Annotated in this window: 13 protein-coding genes; 8 read left to right on the plus strand and 5 right to left on the minus strand. The window is 71.7% G+C overall.

The window, feature by feature from the left end; translation table 11 throughout:
- The first annotated feature begins 229 nt into the window (after positions 1-229).
- Complete coding sequence (locus ABT053_RS01575; RefSeq protein ID WP_350967100.1) at positions 230-1,219, plus strand: LuxR C-terminal-related transcriptional regulator; 990 nt, start codon at positions 230-232, stop codon at positions 1,217-1,219.
- A gap of 119 nt (positions 1,220-1,338) precedes the next feature.
- On the opposite strand, the gene ABT053_RS01580 is transcribed toward ABT053_RS01575, so the two are convergent.
- Positions 1,339-1,869, minus strand: a complete 531-nt coding sequence (locus tag ABT053_RS01580) for a hypothetical protein (RefSeq protein WP_350966856.1) — start codon at positions 1,867-1,869, stop codon at positions 1,339-1,341.
- A gap of 296 nt (positions 1,870-2,165) precedes the next feature.
- Here ABT053_RS01580 and ABT053_RS01585 point away from each other — a divergent pair, with 296 nt between their 5' ends.
- The 4 genes from ABT053_RS01585 to ABT053_RS01600 all read left to right on the plus strand — a co-directional run bounded on the left by ABT053_RS01585 (position 2,166) and on the right by ABT053_RS01600 (position 6,512).
- Positions 2,166-3,839: a purple acid phosphatase family protein gene (locus ABT053_RS01585; RefSeq protein WP_350966857.1), complete on the plus strand. Its 1,674-nt coding sequence runs from the start codon at positions 2,166-2,168 to the stop codon at positions 3,837-3,839.
- A 340-nt stretch (positions 3,840-4,179) separates the two neighbouring features.
- Complete coding sequence (locus ABT053_RS01590) at positions 4,180-4,860, plus strand: hypothetical protein (RefSeq protein ID WP_350966858.1); 681 nt, start codon at positions 4,180-4,182, stop codon at positions 4,858-4,860.
- Positions 4,827-5,657, plus strand: coding sequence for a nickel/cobalt transporter (locus ABT053_RS01595; protein ID WP_350966859.1), 831 nt, complete (start codon positions 4,827-4,829; stop codon positions 5,655-5,657). The genes ABT053_RS01590 and ABT053_RS01595 overlap by 34 nt, the downstream gene beginning before the upstream one ends.
- A gap of 456 nt (positions 5,658-6,113) precedes the next feature.
- Entirely contained in the window at positions 6,114-6,512 is a 399-nt protein-coding gene (locus ABT053_RS01600) for a hypothetical protein (protein WP_350966860.1), read from the plus strand.
- Between the two features lie 85 nt (positions 6,513-6,597).
- Here the strand turns inward: ABT053_RS01600 and ABT053_RS01605 are convergent, their stop codons facing one another.
- Complete coding sequence (locus ABT053_RS01605; protein ID WP_350966861.1) at positions 6,598-7,113, minus strand: methyltransferase family protein; 516 nt, start codon at positions 7,111-7,113, stop codon at positions 6,598-6,600.
- Between the two features lie 249 nt (positions 7,114-7,362).
- On the opposite strand from ABT053_RS01605, the gene ABT053_RS01610 reads away from it, so the two are divergent.
- The 3 genes from ABT053_RS01610 to ABT053_RS01620 all read left to right on the plus strand — a co-directional run bounded on the left by ABT053_RS01610 (position 7,363) and on the right by ABT053_RS01620 (position 13,333).
- On the plus strand, positions 7,363-11,604 hold the full coding sequence (locus ABT053_RS01610; RefSeq protein ID WP_350966862.1) for a Pls/PosA family non-ribosomal peptide synthetase: 4,242 nt from the start codon (positions 7,363-7,365) through the stop codon (positions 11,602-11,604).
- Positions 11,605-11,671: 67 nt separating this feature from the next.
- Positions 11,672-12,964: a M1 family metallopeptidase gene (locus ABT053_RS01615; RefSeq protein WP_350966863.1), complete on the plus strand. Its 1,293-nt coding sequence runs from the start codon at positions 11,672-11,674 to the stop codon at positions 12,962-12,964.
- A gap of 54 nt (positions 12,965-13,018) precedes the next feature.
- Positions 13,019-13,333, plus strand: a complete 315-nt coding sequence (locus tag ABT053_RS01620) for an L-rhamnose mutarotase (protein ID WP_350966864.1) — start codon at positions 13,019-13,021, stop codon at positions 13,331-13,333.
- 263 nt (positions 13,334-13,596) lie between these two features.
- Here ABT053_RS01620 and ABT053_RS01625 read toward each other — a convergent pair whose 3' ends face one another.
- The 3 genes from ABT053_RS01625 to ABT053_RS01635 all read right to left on the minus strand — a co-directional run bounded on the left by ABT053_RS01625 (position 13,597) and on the right by ABT053_RS01635 (position 16,227).
- Complete coding sequence (locus tag ABT053_RS01625) at positions 13,597-14,196, minus strand: dihydrofolate reductase family protein (RefSeq protein ID WP_350966865.1); 600 nt, start codon at positions 14,194-14,196, stop codon at positions 13,597-13,599.
- Between the two features lie 286 nt (positions 14,197-14,482).
- Positions 14,483-14,950: an ester cyclase gene (locus ABT053_RS01630; protein WP_350966866.1), complete on the minus strand. Its 468-nt coding sequence runs from the start codon at positions 14,948-14,950 to the stop codon at positions 14,483-14,485.
- 125 nt (positions 14,951-15,075) lie between these two features.
- The gene (locus ABT053_RS01635) at positions 15,076-16,227 is read right to left on the minus strand and encodes a glutathione-independent formaldehyde dehydrogenase (RefSeq protein WP_350966867.1); all 1,152 of its coding nucleotides are present in this window, start codon (positions 16,225-16,227) and stop codon (positions 15,076-15,078) included.
- Positions 16,228-16,305 lie beyond the last annotated feature (78 nt).

Genomic DNA, 16,305 nt, shown 5'->3' on the forward strand with positions numbered 1-16,305 from the left:
GTGGCCTCCGGACGACGGCCCGCGAGACCTCGGAATCCCCGTGTGCGCCGTTCTCCGCGCACGGCGCGGAGCAGGTCCTGAAGGGTTTCCAGGGGCCGGCGTTCCTCGGGAGGAAACAGGGCGATCGCGTAACCCGGTCATCACTGTCCCCGGTTAGTTTCAGACTGCGATCGTCGTGGGCCCCGCCCATCGGATCGTGTCTCGTTCGAACCGTGGAGGGGTCGTGCTCATGCTGCTTGGCATCGGGTCCGCCGAGGAAACCGTCTACCGCACCATCCTGGAGAACCCCTCGTACGGGGTGACCGAGCTGAGCCTGGAGCTGGGATGGCCGGTCCACCGGATCCGCGCCACCCTGGACGAGCTGGCCAAGCTGTCGCTCCTGCGCCCCTCGTGGGAGGAGCCGGACGTGCTGCGCCTGGTCCGCCCCGAGGTGGGACTGGCCGCGCTGCTGGCCCGCGAGGAGGCCGCGCTGCTGGCCAAGCAGCAGGAGATCGAGCGGAGCCGGACGGCCGTCGCCCAGATGATCGCGGCCTACGGCGACCACCACCCGGCGCGCCCGGGTGACGGCTCCGAGTCGCTCGTCGGCATCGACACGATCCGCACCCGGATCGAGGAGCTGGTCGCCGACTGCCGTCAGGAGCTGCTCGGGTTCGAACCCAAGAGCGCCCAGACCCCGGAGAACATCATGGCGAGCCGCCCGCTGGACGAGTCCCTGCTCGGCCGCGGCGTGGCGATCCGCATCGTCTACCCCGACAGCGTCCGCAACGACCAGGCGACCACCGGCTACGCGACCTGGCTCACCGGGAACGGCGGCCTGGTCCGCACCACCCCCGGTCTGCCGCTCCGCATGCTCATCTTCGACCGGCAGGCGGCCCTGCTGCCGACGGACCCCTCGGACAGCAGCGTTGGAGCGGTCCTGTTGCGCGGGGCGGGCGTCGTCGCCGCCCTGACCGCCCTGTTCGAGCAGACCTGGGGGGCCGCCAGCCCTCTCGGCGAGGAGCGCAGGCGCGACGAGAAGGGCCTCAGCGGCCAGGAGCGCGAGGTGCTCCGCCTGCTCTCGACGGGACTGACCGACGAGGCGGTGGCCCGCAGGCTCGACGTCTCGGTACGCACCCTGCGGCGGGTCACCGCCGAGCTGATGGAACGGCTCGACGCCCGCAGCCGGTTCCAGGCCGGATACCTCGCGGGTGCCAAGGGATGGCTGCCGTCTTGCCTGTGACCACACTCACGGGCGTCCTCGTCCGGTGTGGACCGGTACACGGAACCGGCACGGGACCGGCACAGGACCGGCACAGGCTCCGGCTTAGATCCCGGCTTCGGCCCTCGTGTGAACGGGATTCATCTCGCCAGGGGGAGCGCCGAGCCGTCCATCGGGCCGCCGGGGCTGTAGACCACGCACATGACGTCGCGGTCGCCGCCGGCCCAGGTCTCCCTGGTCGGCAGGACCGGATAGAACCTCAGCTCCGAGGCCGTCCCCCCGCCCCAGTGGCTGTCGAACCCCCGCCCGCAGCTCCGCCACGCGAACGCGCTCAGCGCGGCCGGATCCCACGCGCCCTCGGGAGCGTGCACGAAGCCGTACGACTGGTTGGCCGCCCGCTCGTGGCAGGGCGTGTACAGCACGACGACCTCGGCCGCCTCCTCGGAGTAGGCCGGGTCGGTGAAGCACTCCCCCGCCTCGATGTGCAGGATCCCGCTCGTCCGCGCGGTGACGAAGTTCTCGCCCTTGACCAGCGGCACCGCCGTCCCCGCCGTCCCCGTCGTCCCCGTCGCGGTCGGCGGCGGGACCAGCGCCCCGAGCGCCACGAGGCCGAGCAGCAGGGCCAGGCGACGGGCGGGCCGCCGGGTACCGGCCTGGCGGGTGACGGTCAACGGGACGTCCTGTTCCTCGGGAAGCGGTTCCTCACCCGGGGAGCGATTCCGCTGTTCGACGGCTGGTCGGCCACACCATAGGAGTGGCCCGCGGAACGTACGGGCAACGGAGGGTGGCGGTCGCGCGGACTTCCGGCGACATCGGCGGTACGGCCGGGGTCACAGGTTCCAGAAGGGACATGTTCATCCGGGTGCAATGCTCCATACGGGCATTCGATGATCCCTTCTGGATCAATACGGACGTCCACCGCACTCCCTCGGTGGACAGTGATTCCTCCCCCGGAAAAGAGCTCATGATGGGCGAAGTCACCATGCCCCGGCCCACCGGATCCCGGCGAACGAAGCTGACGGCGGCGGGCGCGGGCGTGCTGCTCCTCGGCGGCCTCGCGTTCGGCCCGGTGGCGTTCGGCGCCGCCGCGCCGCCGAAATATCCCGCCGCCGACATCCACAAGCCCTCCCCGATGCCCGACCGCGTCATCCTCACCCCGACCACCACCCCGTCGACCAGCCAGAAGGTCACCTGGCGGGCCGTGGCCGACGCCGAGTCGGCGCAGGCGGAGATCCTGGAGGCCCCCCGCGCGCTCGGCGCGGTGGCACCGGCCGCGGGCGCGGTGGCCAACGTCAAGGCGGCCAGCACCACCCCGGTCAACACCACCCTCGGGTACGCCTCCATCTATCACACGGTGGAGTTCACCGGCCTGAAGCCGAACACCCGGTACACCTACCGGGTCGGCGACGGCACCAACTGGGCCGAGTGGAGCGACTTCACCACCGCGGCGGCCCAGCTCCAGCCGTTCTCGTTCATCTACTACGGCGACGCGCAGAACTACATCGACTCCGCGGTGCCGCGCGTCTTCCGCCAGGCGTTCGCCGACCGCCCGCAGGCGAAGGTGATCGTCAACGCCGGTGACCTCATCGACTCCGCGAACAGCGAGGAGCAGTGGGGCCAGTGGTACAAGGCCGCGGGCTTCATCGACAGCCAGGTCAACAACATCTCGATCCCCGGCAACCACGAGTACAGCGGCGGGCTGTCCGCCTTCTGGCGCCCGCAGTTCCCCTATCCGGACAACGGGCCGGGCAACCCCGAGCTGAAGCAGACCGCCTACACCGTCGACTACCAGGGCGTGCGCTTCATCGGCCTGGACTCCAACGTGCAGGGCGTCCCGGCCCTGATGGCCGCGCAGGCCACCTGGCTGGAGGGCCTGCTCAAGGACAACCCGAACAAGTGGACGGTGGTGACCTTCCACCACCCCGTCTACTCCACCACCGGCACCCGCAACAACCCCGCCGTACGTGACCAGTGGGGCCCGCTGTTCGAGAAGTACGGCGTGGACCTGGTCCTGCAGGGCCACGACCACTCCTACGGCCGGGGCAACGTGGCGACCGCCCGCAAGTCGGTCACGGTCAACAACGGCGTCGCCTACGTCGTGTCGGTCTCCGGCGGCAAGATGTACGCCCTCAACAACGGCGAGAACTGGACCGGCAACGGCGCCGAGGTCGTCAGCAAGAGCGAGAACACCCAGCTCTACCAGCTGATCGACGTCGAGGCCGACCGCATCACGTTCGAGGCCCGCTACGCCAACGGCGAGCACCACGACGGTTTCGTCATCCGCAAGAACAAGGCGGGCGAGCGCACGGTCAACGAGGTCCGCACCCCGGAGAACACCGTCGGCGAGCAGGTCACCGTCGACAGGACCACCGTCGGGACGCGGGGCGAGCTCAAGATCTCCGCGTACGGCTACGACCCGGGCGAGCGCGTGTCCGTCTACCTGCGCAAGGCGAGCGATCGCGACAGGGGACACGGGCACGACAGGGACGACGCGATCGGCGTCCGGACCGCCGACGAGCTGGGCCGCCTGACCTACACCTTCAGGCTGCCGAGCAGGGCGAGGAAGGGCGACACCTACGTGGTGTACCTGGACAGCGCCCACCAGAAGATCACCAGCCCGGTCATCACGGTCACCAGGTAGTGACCTCTCCGGGCGCGGGGGCGGCCACGACGGCGCCCCCGCGCCCGGAGGCGCCCGGGGGTACCGGTACCCCGCCCGAGTCGTGTCAGCCTCATGCCAGAACCGGCGTCACGCCAGAGCCGCCGTCGTACCAGAGCCACTGTCATGCCAGAGCCACTGTCATGCCGAGGTCGCGCCAGGACCGTGCCGAGGCCGTACCGAAGTCACGCCGAGGTCACGCTGAAGCCGTGCCGAACCGTGCCGGAGTCATGCCGAGCCGGAGCCGTGCCGACCCGAACCGGAGCCGAACCGTGCCGGAGCCCTGCCGGAGTCGTGTCGAGTCGTGCGAACAGGAGATCCGTTGAGAATCCACACCCGCGTGCTGGCGGGCGTACTGCTCGTCTGTGCCCTGGGCGGCTGGACGGCACCCGCGGCAGCGTCCGCCGCGTCCGCCGCCGTCGCCCACCCCTTCGGGCCGCCGTCCACCGCGCGGATCGGGGCCGACGGCTCGCGCGTGACCATCTCGTGGTTCGCGGCCGAGGACGACTGGGTCGCGCTCGGCCAGTCGATCGGGGCGTTCGAGGACCCGGCCTCCGGTGCCGTGTCGACGGAGCTGACCGGTGAGCAGAAACTGGAGCGGTCACCGGCCCTGCGCACCTACCTGCTGGATCGGGTCACGGTCGCCCAGGACGGCCGTCGGTGCGAGAGCCGGCTGGAGGAGCTCCGGGAGCTGGTCACCGACGGCGCCCGGTTCGTCTTCGACTGCCAGAGCCCGGTCACGCGGCTGGACGTCACCGTCGCCGCCCTGACCGACCTCAACAAGGCGTACCGGACGATGCTCGTCGCCGAGACGCCCGCGACCCCCGGGCGGACGCTTCTCACCGAGGCCGAGAGCACCCGGCGCCTGACCTTCTCCGGTACGGGCGGGGGCGGCCTGCCCCCGGGCACGACGAGCGTCGTCGTCTGGGCCGCCGTACTGCTGGCCGGGGCGGGGGTGTCCGCCGCGCTGTGGAGGCGGCGCGGGACGGGCGGGCGGCCGTGACGGGGTTCGGCGGCCTCGAGAGCCGGTTCGTCTCGCTCTTCGACGACAGGGGCGTCTTCTGGGCGATCCTCGCCGTCGCGCTCGTCGCCGGGGCCCTGCACGCGGTCGCGCCCGGCCACGGCAAGAGCGTCACGGCGGCGTACCTGGTCGGCACCCGGGGCGGCTACCGCGACGCGCTGCGCCTGGGGGTCATCGTGGCGCTGATGCACACCTTCTCGGTGTTGATGCTGGCGTTCGCCTGGGTGGGACTGAGCGGCGCCGCGAGTTTCGGCACGGAGGACGTCACCGCCTGGATGCAGGTCGCGGCCGGACTGGTCACGATCGGCGTCGGCGCCCACCTCACCTACCGCCACCTGCGGCAACGGAACCGGAACCGGCCGCGAGCCCACCAAGAGCACGGACACGGACACGGACATGAGCACGAGCACGGCCACGGGCATGGCCATCAGGTCGAGGACGGTACGGATCCCTGGTCGCGCCGGGGCCTCGTCGCGCTCGCCCTCTCCGGCGGGTTGCTGCCCTCGCCGTCGGCCTTCGTCGTCCTGATGAGCGGGCTGCTCACCGGCCGGGCCTTCGACGCCGTCGTGCTCGTCGCCGCCTTCGGCGTGGGGATGGCCCTCACGCTGACCGGCGTGGGCGTCGTGACGATCCGGGGGTACGCGCTGCTGGACCGGGGAACCCGCGGGTGGTCACGGGCCTCCGCGGCGCTGGCCTGGGCCCCGGCCGCCGCCGGGGTCGTGGTCTGCTCCGCCGGTGGTCTCTATCTCGTCGCGGCGCTGGGCGTCGTGACCGGCTGACCGGCTGACCTGCTAACCGGAGCGGACGACCGACCGGGTGACTGGACGGACGACCGGCCAGGTGACCGGACGGACGACCGACCGGGTGACCGAGCGGACGACCGGCCGCCCGGACGACGGCACCGGCCGCCGTCCGGGCGGCGTGTGAAACGAGCCGATTCGCCCCATACCGTGGCCCGAGCGTCGAGACGACCGGAGGATCCGGCCGGGCACGTCCCACCCCCGTCCCAGGGCGAGGTGATCACTGCACGTCAACAGCATGATCATCTCTCATCGTCCCAACCGCCCCGCGCTCGTTGCCGGACGGGTTCGCGCGTTGCCACGCTGGCCGACGTTGATCGACGTTGATCGACTTTGTCGGCCGCGCGATCGTGTGACCGCGCGGTCCTCCCCAGCCGCAGATGGAGCGACATGAACCTGAGCGTCCGTCCGATCGTCCGTAATCTCATGCTGGTAATGACGCTGATCGCGTCACTGATGACCTTCCAGGCGACCGTCGGGGCGTCGAGCGCCCGCGCCAGCGACTGCGAGCGGGTCCCGCCGGTCGTCGGGGCCGTGTACTGCGGGGTCGTCTACAACAAGACCCCCTACGAGCTGGTGGCGGCCTCCTACGACCACCGGGGCGGCAACTGCAACGGCACCAACAACTGCGGCACGTGCGCCGTCCCGGCGGGTTCCAACTCCACGTCCGCCTGCGGCCGGCTGTTCAGGGACACCGACGCCGTGACCTTCCAGTTCCGGGCCTGGTACTTCGAGGGCGTCAGGAAGTCCGCCAACCAGTACGTCAAGATCGACAGCCTGACGGTGCTGGACTGCTACGGGTCCGGCACCCCCCAGTGCACCGAGAGGCCGTAGAGGTCCACGCACGGACGGCCGCCGGCGACCTCGCCGGCGGCCGTTCGCGTGCGGCGCCCGATCCGTTCGGGTGCGGCGCGCCCGGTCAGGGCCGGTAGGCGCGCGAGCGGGGCCACCAGCCGGGCACCGCCGCACGGTACCTCTCGTAGTCGGCGCCGAACGCGCGGCGCAGGGTCGGCTCCTCGTACCAGCGGACGAACGCGACGACCGGCACGGCCGTGACGACGGCGTACAGCAGGAGGACCGGGCGGCCCAGCAGGAGGGCCTGCCCGGCGATGATGGAGAAGACCGCCACGTACATCGGGTTGCGGACGTGCCCGTACAACCCGCCGACGACCAGGTGCTCGGTGGGGGCGATCGGGGCGGGGGTGCCGAGGCCCTCCACGACGAACCGGACGAACGCCCTGACCAGCACCGCGGTCCCGGCGAGGACCAACGTCACCCCGACGAGGCGCAGGGGCACCGCGATCCAGGGCGGCGCCCCGGACAGGAGCTCCCCCACCTCCCAGCGGGTGATCCACCAGGGCAGCAGCCCGGCGACGGTGCCCGGAGCCAGCGCGAAGAAGATCGTGGTTCCGACGGCGGCGGGCGTCCTGCGCATCGCGTCACGCTCCTGTGACAGGGCCGCCGGAGACGTGCGGCCGTCGCGGTGGCGGTTAATTCATTATGTGTTGAGTTTAAAACCAGGCCCGGGGAGCGTCAACGGTGCGACGACCCCGCGTGGTTCATCTGGGTGAAAGATGCCCGAAAGGGAAGGTTCACAGGGGTATGGCTGCGCGGGGAAACGCGTTAACCCCGTGCACGTAGGCTGTCCCGGGCCCACAGGGGCGCCGTACACAGGGGGAAGACAGTGATTCCGTTACCAGCCGACACCGGCATGCCGTCGCGAGCGCTCCTGCCGGGAGGGGCCGCGCCGCAGGCCAGGACGTTGCTGGACATCCTCGACCAGACCACGCGACGTCATCCTCACGCACTCGCGCTCGACGACGGACGGACCCGTCTCGACTACACCGGGCTGCGCGCCGAGGCGGGCCGGATGGCCCTGGAGCTGCGGGCGGCCGGAGTCGGGCGCGGAGACCGGGTCGGGGTGCGGATCCCCTCGGGCACCGTCGGCCTGTACGTCGCGATCGTGGCCGTGCTCACCGCCGGGGCCGCCTACGTCCCGGTGGACGCCGACGACCCCGACGAGCGCGCTGAGCTGGTCTTCGGCGAGGCGCGGGTCCGCGCCGTCATCGGCGACGGCGGGAAGATCACTCCCTACGGCGACCCGTACGAGCGCCTGGACACCCCCTCGTCTGGCGACGCCACGGCCCCTCGAACCGGCCGCGACGGCCATGACGGCGAGCACACCGGCGACTGTGAGATTGGTCACCCCGAGACGCACGCCGAAAGCGACTCCGGAAGCCACACCGAGACGCACGCCGAGAGCGACGCCGAAAGTCGCTCCAAGAACCCCGCCGAGGGACGCGCCCTCGCGGCGGAGCCCCGGCACACCGGCGGGTCCGAACTCGACTACGCGGCGGAACTGCACGGCACCGGCCGCGGTACTACCAAGAGCGATACCACCAAGAGCGGTACCGCCATGAACAGTGCCGCCACGAACGGTGCCGCCAAGAGCACCGCCCCGGGCACCGGACGTGACGGGAACCCCGCGGCGTACGGCAACCGGGACCGGGAACGGGAGCGGAGCCGGGGCAGCGGCAGGCCGGGACCCGAGGACGACGCGTGGGTCATCTTCACCTCCGGCTCCACCGGCAAGCCCAAGGGCGTCGCGGTGACCCACCGCAACGCGGCGGCGTTCGTGGACGCCGAGGCGCGGATCTTCCTCACCGGGGAGCCCATCGGGCCCGGCGACCGGGTGCTCGCGGGGCTGTCGGTGGCGTTCGACGCCTCCTGCGAGGAGATGTGGCTGGCCTGGCGGTACGGCGGCTGCCTGGTGGCGGCGCCCCGCGCGCTGGTCCGCACCGGCATGGACCTGGGCCCGTGGCTGCTGGACATGGGCATCACGATCGTGTCGACCGTGCCGACCCTGGCGGCGCTCTGGCCGGTGGAGACGCTCGACGACGTACGGCTGCTGATCTTCGGCGGCGAGGCGTGCCCGCCGGAGCTGGCCGAGCGGCTGGCCGTGCCGGGGCGCGAGGTGTGGAACACCTACGGCCCGACCGAGGCGACGGTGGTGGCGTGCGCGGCGCCGCTGACCGGTGAGGGCCCGGTGCGGATCGGGCTGCCGCTGGCGGGCTGGGACCTGGCCGTCGTCGGCAAGGACGGCGAGCCGGTGGCGATGGGCGAGACCGGTGAGCTCGTCATCGGCGGGGTCGGGCTCGCCAGATACCTGGACCCGGCCAAGGACGCGGAGAAGTACGCGCCGCTCGCGTCGCTCGGCTGGGAGCGCGCCTACCGCAGCGGCGACCTGGTACGGGCGGAACCCGAGGGATTGATCTTCGTCGGGCGGGCCGACGAGCAGATCAAGCTCGGCGGGCGCAGGATCGAGCTGGGCGAGGTGGACGCCGCGCTGCAGGCGCTGCCCGGGGTCGCCGGGGCGGCCTCGGCGGTCCGCACGACCGGCGGCGGCCACCAGCTGCTCGTCGGCTACGTCGTGCCCGGTGAGGATTTCGACAAGGAGGACGCCAGGGACCGCCTCCGCCACTCCCTGCCCGCCGCGCTCGTCCCCAGGATCGCCCTGGTCGACGAGCTCCCGACGCGCACCTCCGGGAAGATCGACAGGGACGCGCTGCCCTGGCCGCTGCCCAAGAAGGCGGGGGCGCCCGACGCCGGGGTGCCGGACGTCGACCCGTGGGTGGCCGAGTGCTGGATGGACATCCTGGGCGGTGTCGAGGGCGACTTCTTCGCCGAGGGCGGCACCAGCCTCGCGGCGGCCCGGCTGGTCTCGGCGCTGCGGACCCGCTACCCGGCGGTCACGGTCGGCGACGTCTACGACAACCCGACGCTGCCCAGGCTCGGCAGGCACCTGTCGGCGCTCGACGCTCCGGAGATCGTGACCACCGACCGGGTCGTCACGCCGATGCCGCGCCTCGCCGCGATCGCGCAGGCGGCGCTCACCGTGCCGCTGCTCAGCGTCGGCGCGCTGCGCTGGGTGGTGGCGCTGGCCGCGCTGAACAACCTGGCAGGCCTGCCCTGGGCCCCGGTCGTCTCGTGGTGGTGGGTGCTCGCGGGCGCGCTGCTGTTCGTCAGCCCCGCGGGCCGGATCGCGCTCGCCGCGGGCGGCGCCCGGCTGCTGCTGCGCGACCTGAGACCGGGCACGTACCCCAGGGGCGGCGGCACGCACCTGCGGCTGTGGTTCGCCGAGCGGCTCTCCGAGCGGCTCGGGGTGGGCGAGGTGTCCACGGCCCCGTGGCTCATCCACTACGCGCGGGCGCTCGGCGCCCAGGTCGGCGACGACGCGGACCTGCACTCGATGCCGCCGATCACCGGGATGCTCAAGCTGGGCAGGTACGCGGCCGTCGAGCCCGAGGTCGACCTGAACGGCTACTGGATCGACGGCGACCAGGTGCACGTCGGCGAGATCAAGATCGGCGCCTCCGCCACGGTCGGCGCCCGCACGACCCTCTTCCCCGGCTCGAAGATCGGCAAGAACGCCCAGGTCGCGCCCGGTTCGGCGGTGGCGGGCTCGGTGCCGTCCGGAGAGCGCTGGGCGGGCGTGCCCGCGAGCCGGATGGGCAAGGCCCGTCCCCCGGCCGCCGCCCGCCCGCCGCGCTCGTGGCACTGGGCGACGGTCTACGGGCTGTCCGCGCTGGTCCTGGGCGTCCTCCCGGTGATCGCCGCGCTGCCGGGCCTCGCCGTCCTGCTGCGCGACGGCGCGCCCTCCCTGGCCTCCGTCCTGTACGGGGTGCCGCTCGCCACCGTCGCCTCGATGGCCGCCTTCGCCCTGCTCACCGTGGCCTCGGTCCGGCTGCTGTCGGTCGGCCTGCACGCCGGGCAGCACCCGGTGCACAGCCGCCAGGCCTGGCAGGCGTGGGCGACGGGCCTGCTGATGTCGATGGCCCGCGTCTGGCTGTTCCCGCTGTACGCGAGCATGGTCACCCCCGCCTGGCTGCGCGCCCTGGGCATGAAGGTCGGCCGGGACGTGGAGCTGTCGACGGTGCTGGCGCTGCCCTCGATGACCTCCGTCGGCGACGGCGCCTTCCTCGCCGACGACACGATGGTCGCGCCGTACGAGCTGGAGGGCGGGCGGCTGCGGGTCGACCACGTGCGGATCGGCAAGCGCGCCTTCCTCGGCAACTCGGGGATGACCGCGCCGGGGCGCAAGGTGCCCAAGGACGGGCTGGTCGCGGTGCTGTCGGCGGCGCCGAAGAAGGCCAAGGCGGGCTCGTCGTACCTGGGGATGCCCCCGGTGGAGCTGCGCAGGGCCGCGGACGAGGGCGACCGGAGCCGCACTTATGACCCGCCGCCGAGGCTGAGGTTCGCCCGCGCCGCGGTGGAGGTGTGCCGCGTGGTGCCGGTGATGTGCACGGTCGCCCTGGCCGTGCTCGTCGCGGCGGCCCTGGAGTGGCTGGCCGGGGCGTACGGCTTCGCCGCGGCGGCGGCCCTGTCGGGCGTGGCGGTGCTGGGCGCCGGGGTGCTCGCCGCGGCGGCGGCGACCGTGGCCAAGTGGGTCCTGGTGGGCCGGATCTCGGTGGGCGACCGGCCGCTGTGGAGCTCGTTCGTCTGGCGCAACGAGCTGGCCGACACCTTCGTGGAGGTGCTGGCCGCGCCCTGGTTCGCCCAGCGCTGGCTGGGGACCGCGCCGCTGAACCTGTGGCTGCGCTCCCTGGGGGCCCGCGTGGGCCGGGGGGTGTGGTGCGAGACCTACTGGCTGCCGGAGGTCGACCTGGTCAGCCTGGGTGACGGGGTGACGGTGAACCGGGGATGCGTGTTGCAGACCCACCTGTTCCACGACCGTGTGATGAGCATCGATACTGTCCTCATGCGGGACGGCTCCACCCTCGGACCCCACGGGGTGGTGCTGCCTGCGGCGACGATCGGGGAGAACACCACGGTCGGACCGGCGTCCCTGGTGATGCGCGGCGAGTCCGTGCCCGCCGGGACCCGCTGGTTCGGCAACCCGATCGCGGCGTGGGCCCGGCGAGGATAGGCACGCGGAACACCCGATCGCGGGGCGGGCCCGGCGAGGACAGGCACGAAGAACAGAGGAAGCCGGTGTGACCCTGAGCACGACCTCCATCCCTCAGCTGTACTTCCCCATGCACGGCGACGACGGCTACCGGGTGGAGCACTACGACCTGACCCTCGACTACCGGGTGACCCCCAACCGCCTGGGCGGGGTGGCCCGGATCTCCGCGGTGGCGCTGCGGCGGCTCACCCGGGTCGCCTTCGACCTCGGCGCCCTCCGGGTGAGCGGCGTGCTGATCGACGGCGCCCCGGTGCGCTTCACCCATCGCGCGGGCAAGCTCCACCTGTCGCCGCCGGGGCTGCGGCCCGGCCGGTTCACCGTCGAGATCCGCTACTCGGGCACCCCCCAGCCGGTGACCAGCCACTGGGGCGGGCTCGGCTGGGAGCAGCTCACCGACGGCGTGATCGTGGCCAGCCAGCCGATCGGGGCGCCCTCGTGGTTCCCGTGCAACGACCGGCCCGACGACAAGGCCACCTACCGGATCTCGGTCACCACCGCCTCCGCGTACCACGTGGTCGCCAACGGTGAGCTGACCTCGAAGCGGCGGGCCGCCTCGACGACCACGTGGGTGTACGAGCAGGCCGAGCCGATGGCCTCCTACCTGGCGAGCGTGCAGATCGGCCGCTACCAGCAGACCGAGCCGAGCCCGGGGACGCGGCTGGTCTTCCCCGCCAGGTTCGCCACGCGGGTGCGCCACGACTTCGAGCGCCAGGACCGGATGATGGAGGTCTTCCGCGAGCGGTTCGGCCCCTACCCGTTCGGCTCCTACACGGCGGTGGTCGTGGACGACGAGCTGGAGATCCCGGTCGAGGCGCAGGGCATGTCGATCTTCGGGAGGAACCACGTGGACGGCAGGCGCGGCGAGGAGCGACTGGTCGCCCACGAGTTGGCCCACCAGTGGTTCGGCAACAGCCTGACGGTGGCCGACTGGAGCGGCATCTGGCTGCACGAGGGGTTCGCCTCGTACGCGGAGTGGATCTGGTCGGAGAGCTCCGGCGGCCTGTCATCCGATGACCACGCGCAGCGATGGCACCGCCGCCTCTCCACGCTCCCCCAGGACTTCGTGCTGGCCGACCCGGGGCCGCGACGGCTGTTCGACGACCGGATCTACAGGCGCGGCGCGCTCACCCTGCACGCGCTCCGCCGCACCGTCGGCGACGAGCCCTTCTTCGCGCTGCTCAGGGAGTGGACGGCCGGGCACCGCCACGGGACCGTCACCACCGGCGCGTTCACCGCGCTGGCCGCGCAGCGCACCACCAGGCCGCTGGACAAGCTGTTCGCCGCCTGGCTCCAGGACCGCCGCCTGCCCGCCCTCCCCTGACCCTTATACATCGGATGAATGCTATAACGGTCTACAACTTCGTGGAGGTACGGCATGCGCGTCGCGTTGCACACCCGGGTCAAGCCGGGCAGGGAGTCCGAGTACGACCAGGCGCACCGGGAGGTGCCCGCCGAGCTGACCGAGGCCATCAGGCGGGGCGGCGCGCACGAGTGGACGATCTGGCGCAGCGGCCAGGACCTGTTCCACGTGATCGACTGTGACGACTACGAGGCGCTGCTGGCGTCACTGGCGGACCTGCCGGTGAACATCACCTGGCAGGCCCGGATGGCCGAGCTGCTGGAGGTCGTGCACGACTACTCCGCGGAGGGCGCGGGCAAGGGCCTCCCCGCGGTGTGGCGGCTGCCCTGACGCCTTTCCGGAAACCGCGCCGGAGGACCTGAGGCACCCCGGGAAGGCCCGGCGCCCTCCGGATCCCGGGCCGGGTGGGCGGCCGGGAGCGGGCGGGCCGCCGGTGGCAGGCGGATCGGCTCTGGCCAGGGCGCCCAGCAGACGGATCGGCTCTGGCCAGGGCGCCCAGCGGGCGGCCCGGTGCTCGCGGGCGATCGGCGGCAGCGGGACGGTACGGCTGGAAACCGGTCGCCGATCAAGGCTCCACCCCGTCCCTCACCCCTCTACCGGATCACCCGGTACGTCAGGTGGGCGACGAGGCTGGTGCCCGCAGGTTCGCCGATGGGTTCGAGAGTGATGTTCCCGACGTTGTCGAGCAGTCGCTCGCCTCCGCCGAGGATCACGGGCGCGACGTGCAGGCGCAGTTCGTCGATGAGCCCCGCCGCCAGATACCGGTTCACCGTCTCGGCACCTCCGGCGACGGCGACGTCGCGGTCACCGGCGGCCTCGCGCGCCCGGGCCATCGCCGCCTCGATCCCGTCGGTGACGAAGAAGAACGTCGTGCCGCCCTTCATCGGCAACGGCTCGCGCGGGTGGTGGGTGAGGACGAAGACCGGCCCGTGGTACGGCGGCTCCTCACCCCACCAGCCGCTCCAGTCCAGGTCCCAGGCGCCGCGGCCGGGGCCGAACATGTTGCGGCCCATGATGAAGGCCCCGGCCGCGGTAATACCCTCGAGCACCGCGGTGTGCCGCTCGGGCTCCTCGAACATCCACCGATGCAGGCACTCCTCCGCGCCCTCACCGAGCGGGTTGGCCAAGCTCTGGTTCGGTCCCGCCACGAAGCCGTCGAGGGACATCGCCATGTCACACGTGACCTTGCTCATCTCGCTGCCTCCCGCGTTCCGGCGCCCGTCTGGCACCTTCACCAAGGAGTCGGAGTCAGCCGTCGTTCCTCTACGTGCCGGCCGGAATCTTTTTCAAGAGGGTGGCGCACGGCCGCCGCGACGTCGACGGCGGGATGGGGCACCGGCGTCATTACCCGATGGCACGCCGACGACGAGGGAGTTGCGTGCAAGCCGGAAGGCTCCCGGGCGTACGACATCGGCAGGGCAGCATCCTCGGCGAACTCGTCACCGGTGCGCTCGCCCGTACCGGCCCTCCCGCGAATCCTCAGTCGCCGGACGCCCGTCCCTCGCCGGCGGATGACGAGCGATCGTCGAAGACGAGTCCGCCACCGAGCTGGCTGTACAGCTCCAGTTGGTCGTAGTAGATCCGGTAAGCGATGATCTTGTCGTTGCCGACGGAGCAGGTGCTGGTGCCGCGAACGGCGACAGGACGGTCCGTCCCGTCCAGCACACCTCCGCCGGGCAGCATGAAGGGCCCGTTGTGCGTGCCGGTGAGCAGCCATTCGGTCACCGCGGGATCGGCGCAGAACACCGTGTGCCAGACCGTCATGCGCAGGTCCGGAAACCCTTTGAAGATCTCCTCGTAGAAGGAGGCGATCTGGTCGTGTCCTTCCGCGACGCCCTCCGGGGTCACCAGGACCCCGTCCCGGCTGTGGCACTGAAGAATGCGGTCCAGATCGTGGGCGTTGAAGGCCTCCAGCAGCTTGTCCTTGAGCGCGCGGGCGTCGCCCATGGTCATCCCCCCTTCGGCAGGGACCCCTTCCGGCGACGGACACGCCGTCACAGTGACCGGCCCCGGGCGAAGGCCGGCCGCCGTGATGGCGTGCGCGCTCGCGGCGGTGGTCCGGGCGCCGCTTGTCAGCCCAGCTCGCCGGGATGGATGACGACCTTGGTCCAGCCGAGATCCCTTCGGTCGAAGTGCGCGTAGCCGTCCGGTGCGTCGTCCAGGTTCAGTTCGTGCGAGACGACCCAGGACGGCCGGGCCTTTCCTTCGTGGATGAGCGTGCGGAGCTGCCGGTTGTAACGCTTCACGTTGCACTGGCCGTTGCCGATCATCTGGCCCTTGAACCAGAACATCCCGTAGTCGAAGGCGATCTCGCCCTGCTTGAAGAGATCGTCCGGGCTGCCGGGGTCCGACGGGACGAAGACGCCGACGACGCCGATGGTCCCGGTGAACTTGACCGACTTGACGAGGTTGTTGAGCGTCATGTTGGGGTGCTCGTGCCCCTGTGGGTCGTGGGCCTGGTAGCCCACGCACTCACAACCCCGGTCGGCGCCCAGGCCGTCGGTGAGCTCCATGACCTGATCGACCGGTGACGCCTGGGAGTCGTCGATCGCGATCGCGCCGATCTCCTCGGCCTTGGCGAGCCGGTCGGGGTGGCGGTCGACGACCATCACCTTGCTCGCGCTCTTGAACGTGGCGGAGTAGGCGGCCATCAGCCCGACGGGCCCCGCCCCGTAGATCACGACCGAGTCGCCCGCCTCCACCTGGGCGAGCTGGGTCGCGTGCCAGCCGGTCGGCCAGATGTCGGCGAGCATCACGTAGTCGTTCTGCTTCTCCTTCGCGTCGTCGGGGAGGACGAGGCAGTTGAAGTCGCCGTAGGGCACGCGCAGCAACTCGGCCTGGCCGCCGTTGTAGGGCCCCATGTCCGCGAAGCCGTAGGCCGCCCCGGCCATGCCCGGCTCGGGATTGGTGGTGAGGCAGTAGGCCGTCAGGCCCTTTTCGCAGTTCGCGCAGAAGCCGCACGAGATGTTGAACGGGATGCAGACCACGTCGCCGACGCGGACGCGGTCGACGGCCGGTCCGACCTCGACCACCTCGCCGAGGTTCTCGTGACCGAGGACGCGGCCCGTCTCGAAATCGGTCCGGCCTTCGTACATGTGCAGGTCAGACCCGCAGATGTTGGTGGTGGTGATGCGGACCAGGACATCGGTGGGCCGCTCTATGCGCGCGTCCGGGACTTCCTCGACGTTGACCTGTCGAGGACCGTTGTACACGATCGCTTTCATGATTTCCTCGCATGCGGTTGATTGCGAAGGATCGCCTTACCCGTCGACGACGGGGCGAGAGGTTCTACGCCGTGCAGC

The sequence above is a fragment of the Streptosporangium sp. NPDC002524 genome (assembly GCF_040295985.1).
Classification (GTDB): Bacteria; Actinomycetota; Actinomycetes; order Streptosporangiales; family Streptosporangiaceae; genus Streptosporangium.

Coding starts and splice junctions, on each gene's coding strand:
- ABT053_RS01600 (WP_350966860.1), top strand. CDS start 6,114: ATGACGCTGATCGCGTCACTGATGACCTTCCAGGCGACCGTCGGGGCG.
- ABT053_RS01630 (WP_350966866.1), bottom strand. CDS start 14,950: ATGGGCGACGCCCGCGCGCTCAAGGACAAGCTGCTGGAGGCCTTCAAC.
- ABT053_RS01605 (WP_350966861.1), bottom strand. CDS start 7,113: ATGCGCAGGACGCCCGCCGCCGTCGGAACCACGATCTTCTTCGCGCTG.
- ABT053_RS01620 (WP_350966864.1), top strand. CDS start 13,019: ATGCGCGTCGCGTTGCACACCCGGGTCAAGCCGGGCAGGGAGTCCGAG.
- ABT053_RS01635 (WP_350966867.1), bottom strand. CDS start 16,227: ATGAAAGCGATCGTGTACAACGGTCCTCGACAGGTCAACGTCGAGGAA.
- ABT053_RS01585 (WP_350966857.1), top strand. CDS start 2,166: ATGGGCGAAGTCACCATGCCCCGGCCCACCGGATCCCGGCGAACGAAG.
- ABT053_RS01625 (WP_350966865.1), bottom strand. CDS start 14,196: ATGAGCAAGGTCACGTGTGACATGGCGATGTCCCTCGACGGCTTCGTG.
- ABT053_RS01575 (WP_350967100.1), top strand. CDS start 230: ATGCTGCTTGGCATCGGGTCCGCCGAGGAAACCGTCTACCGCACCATC.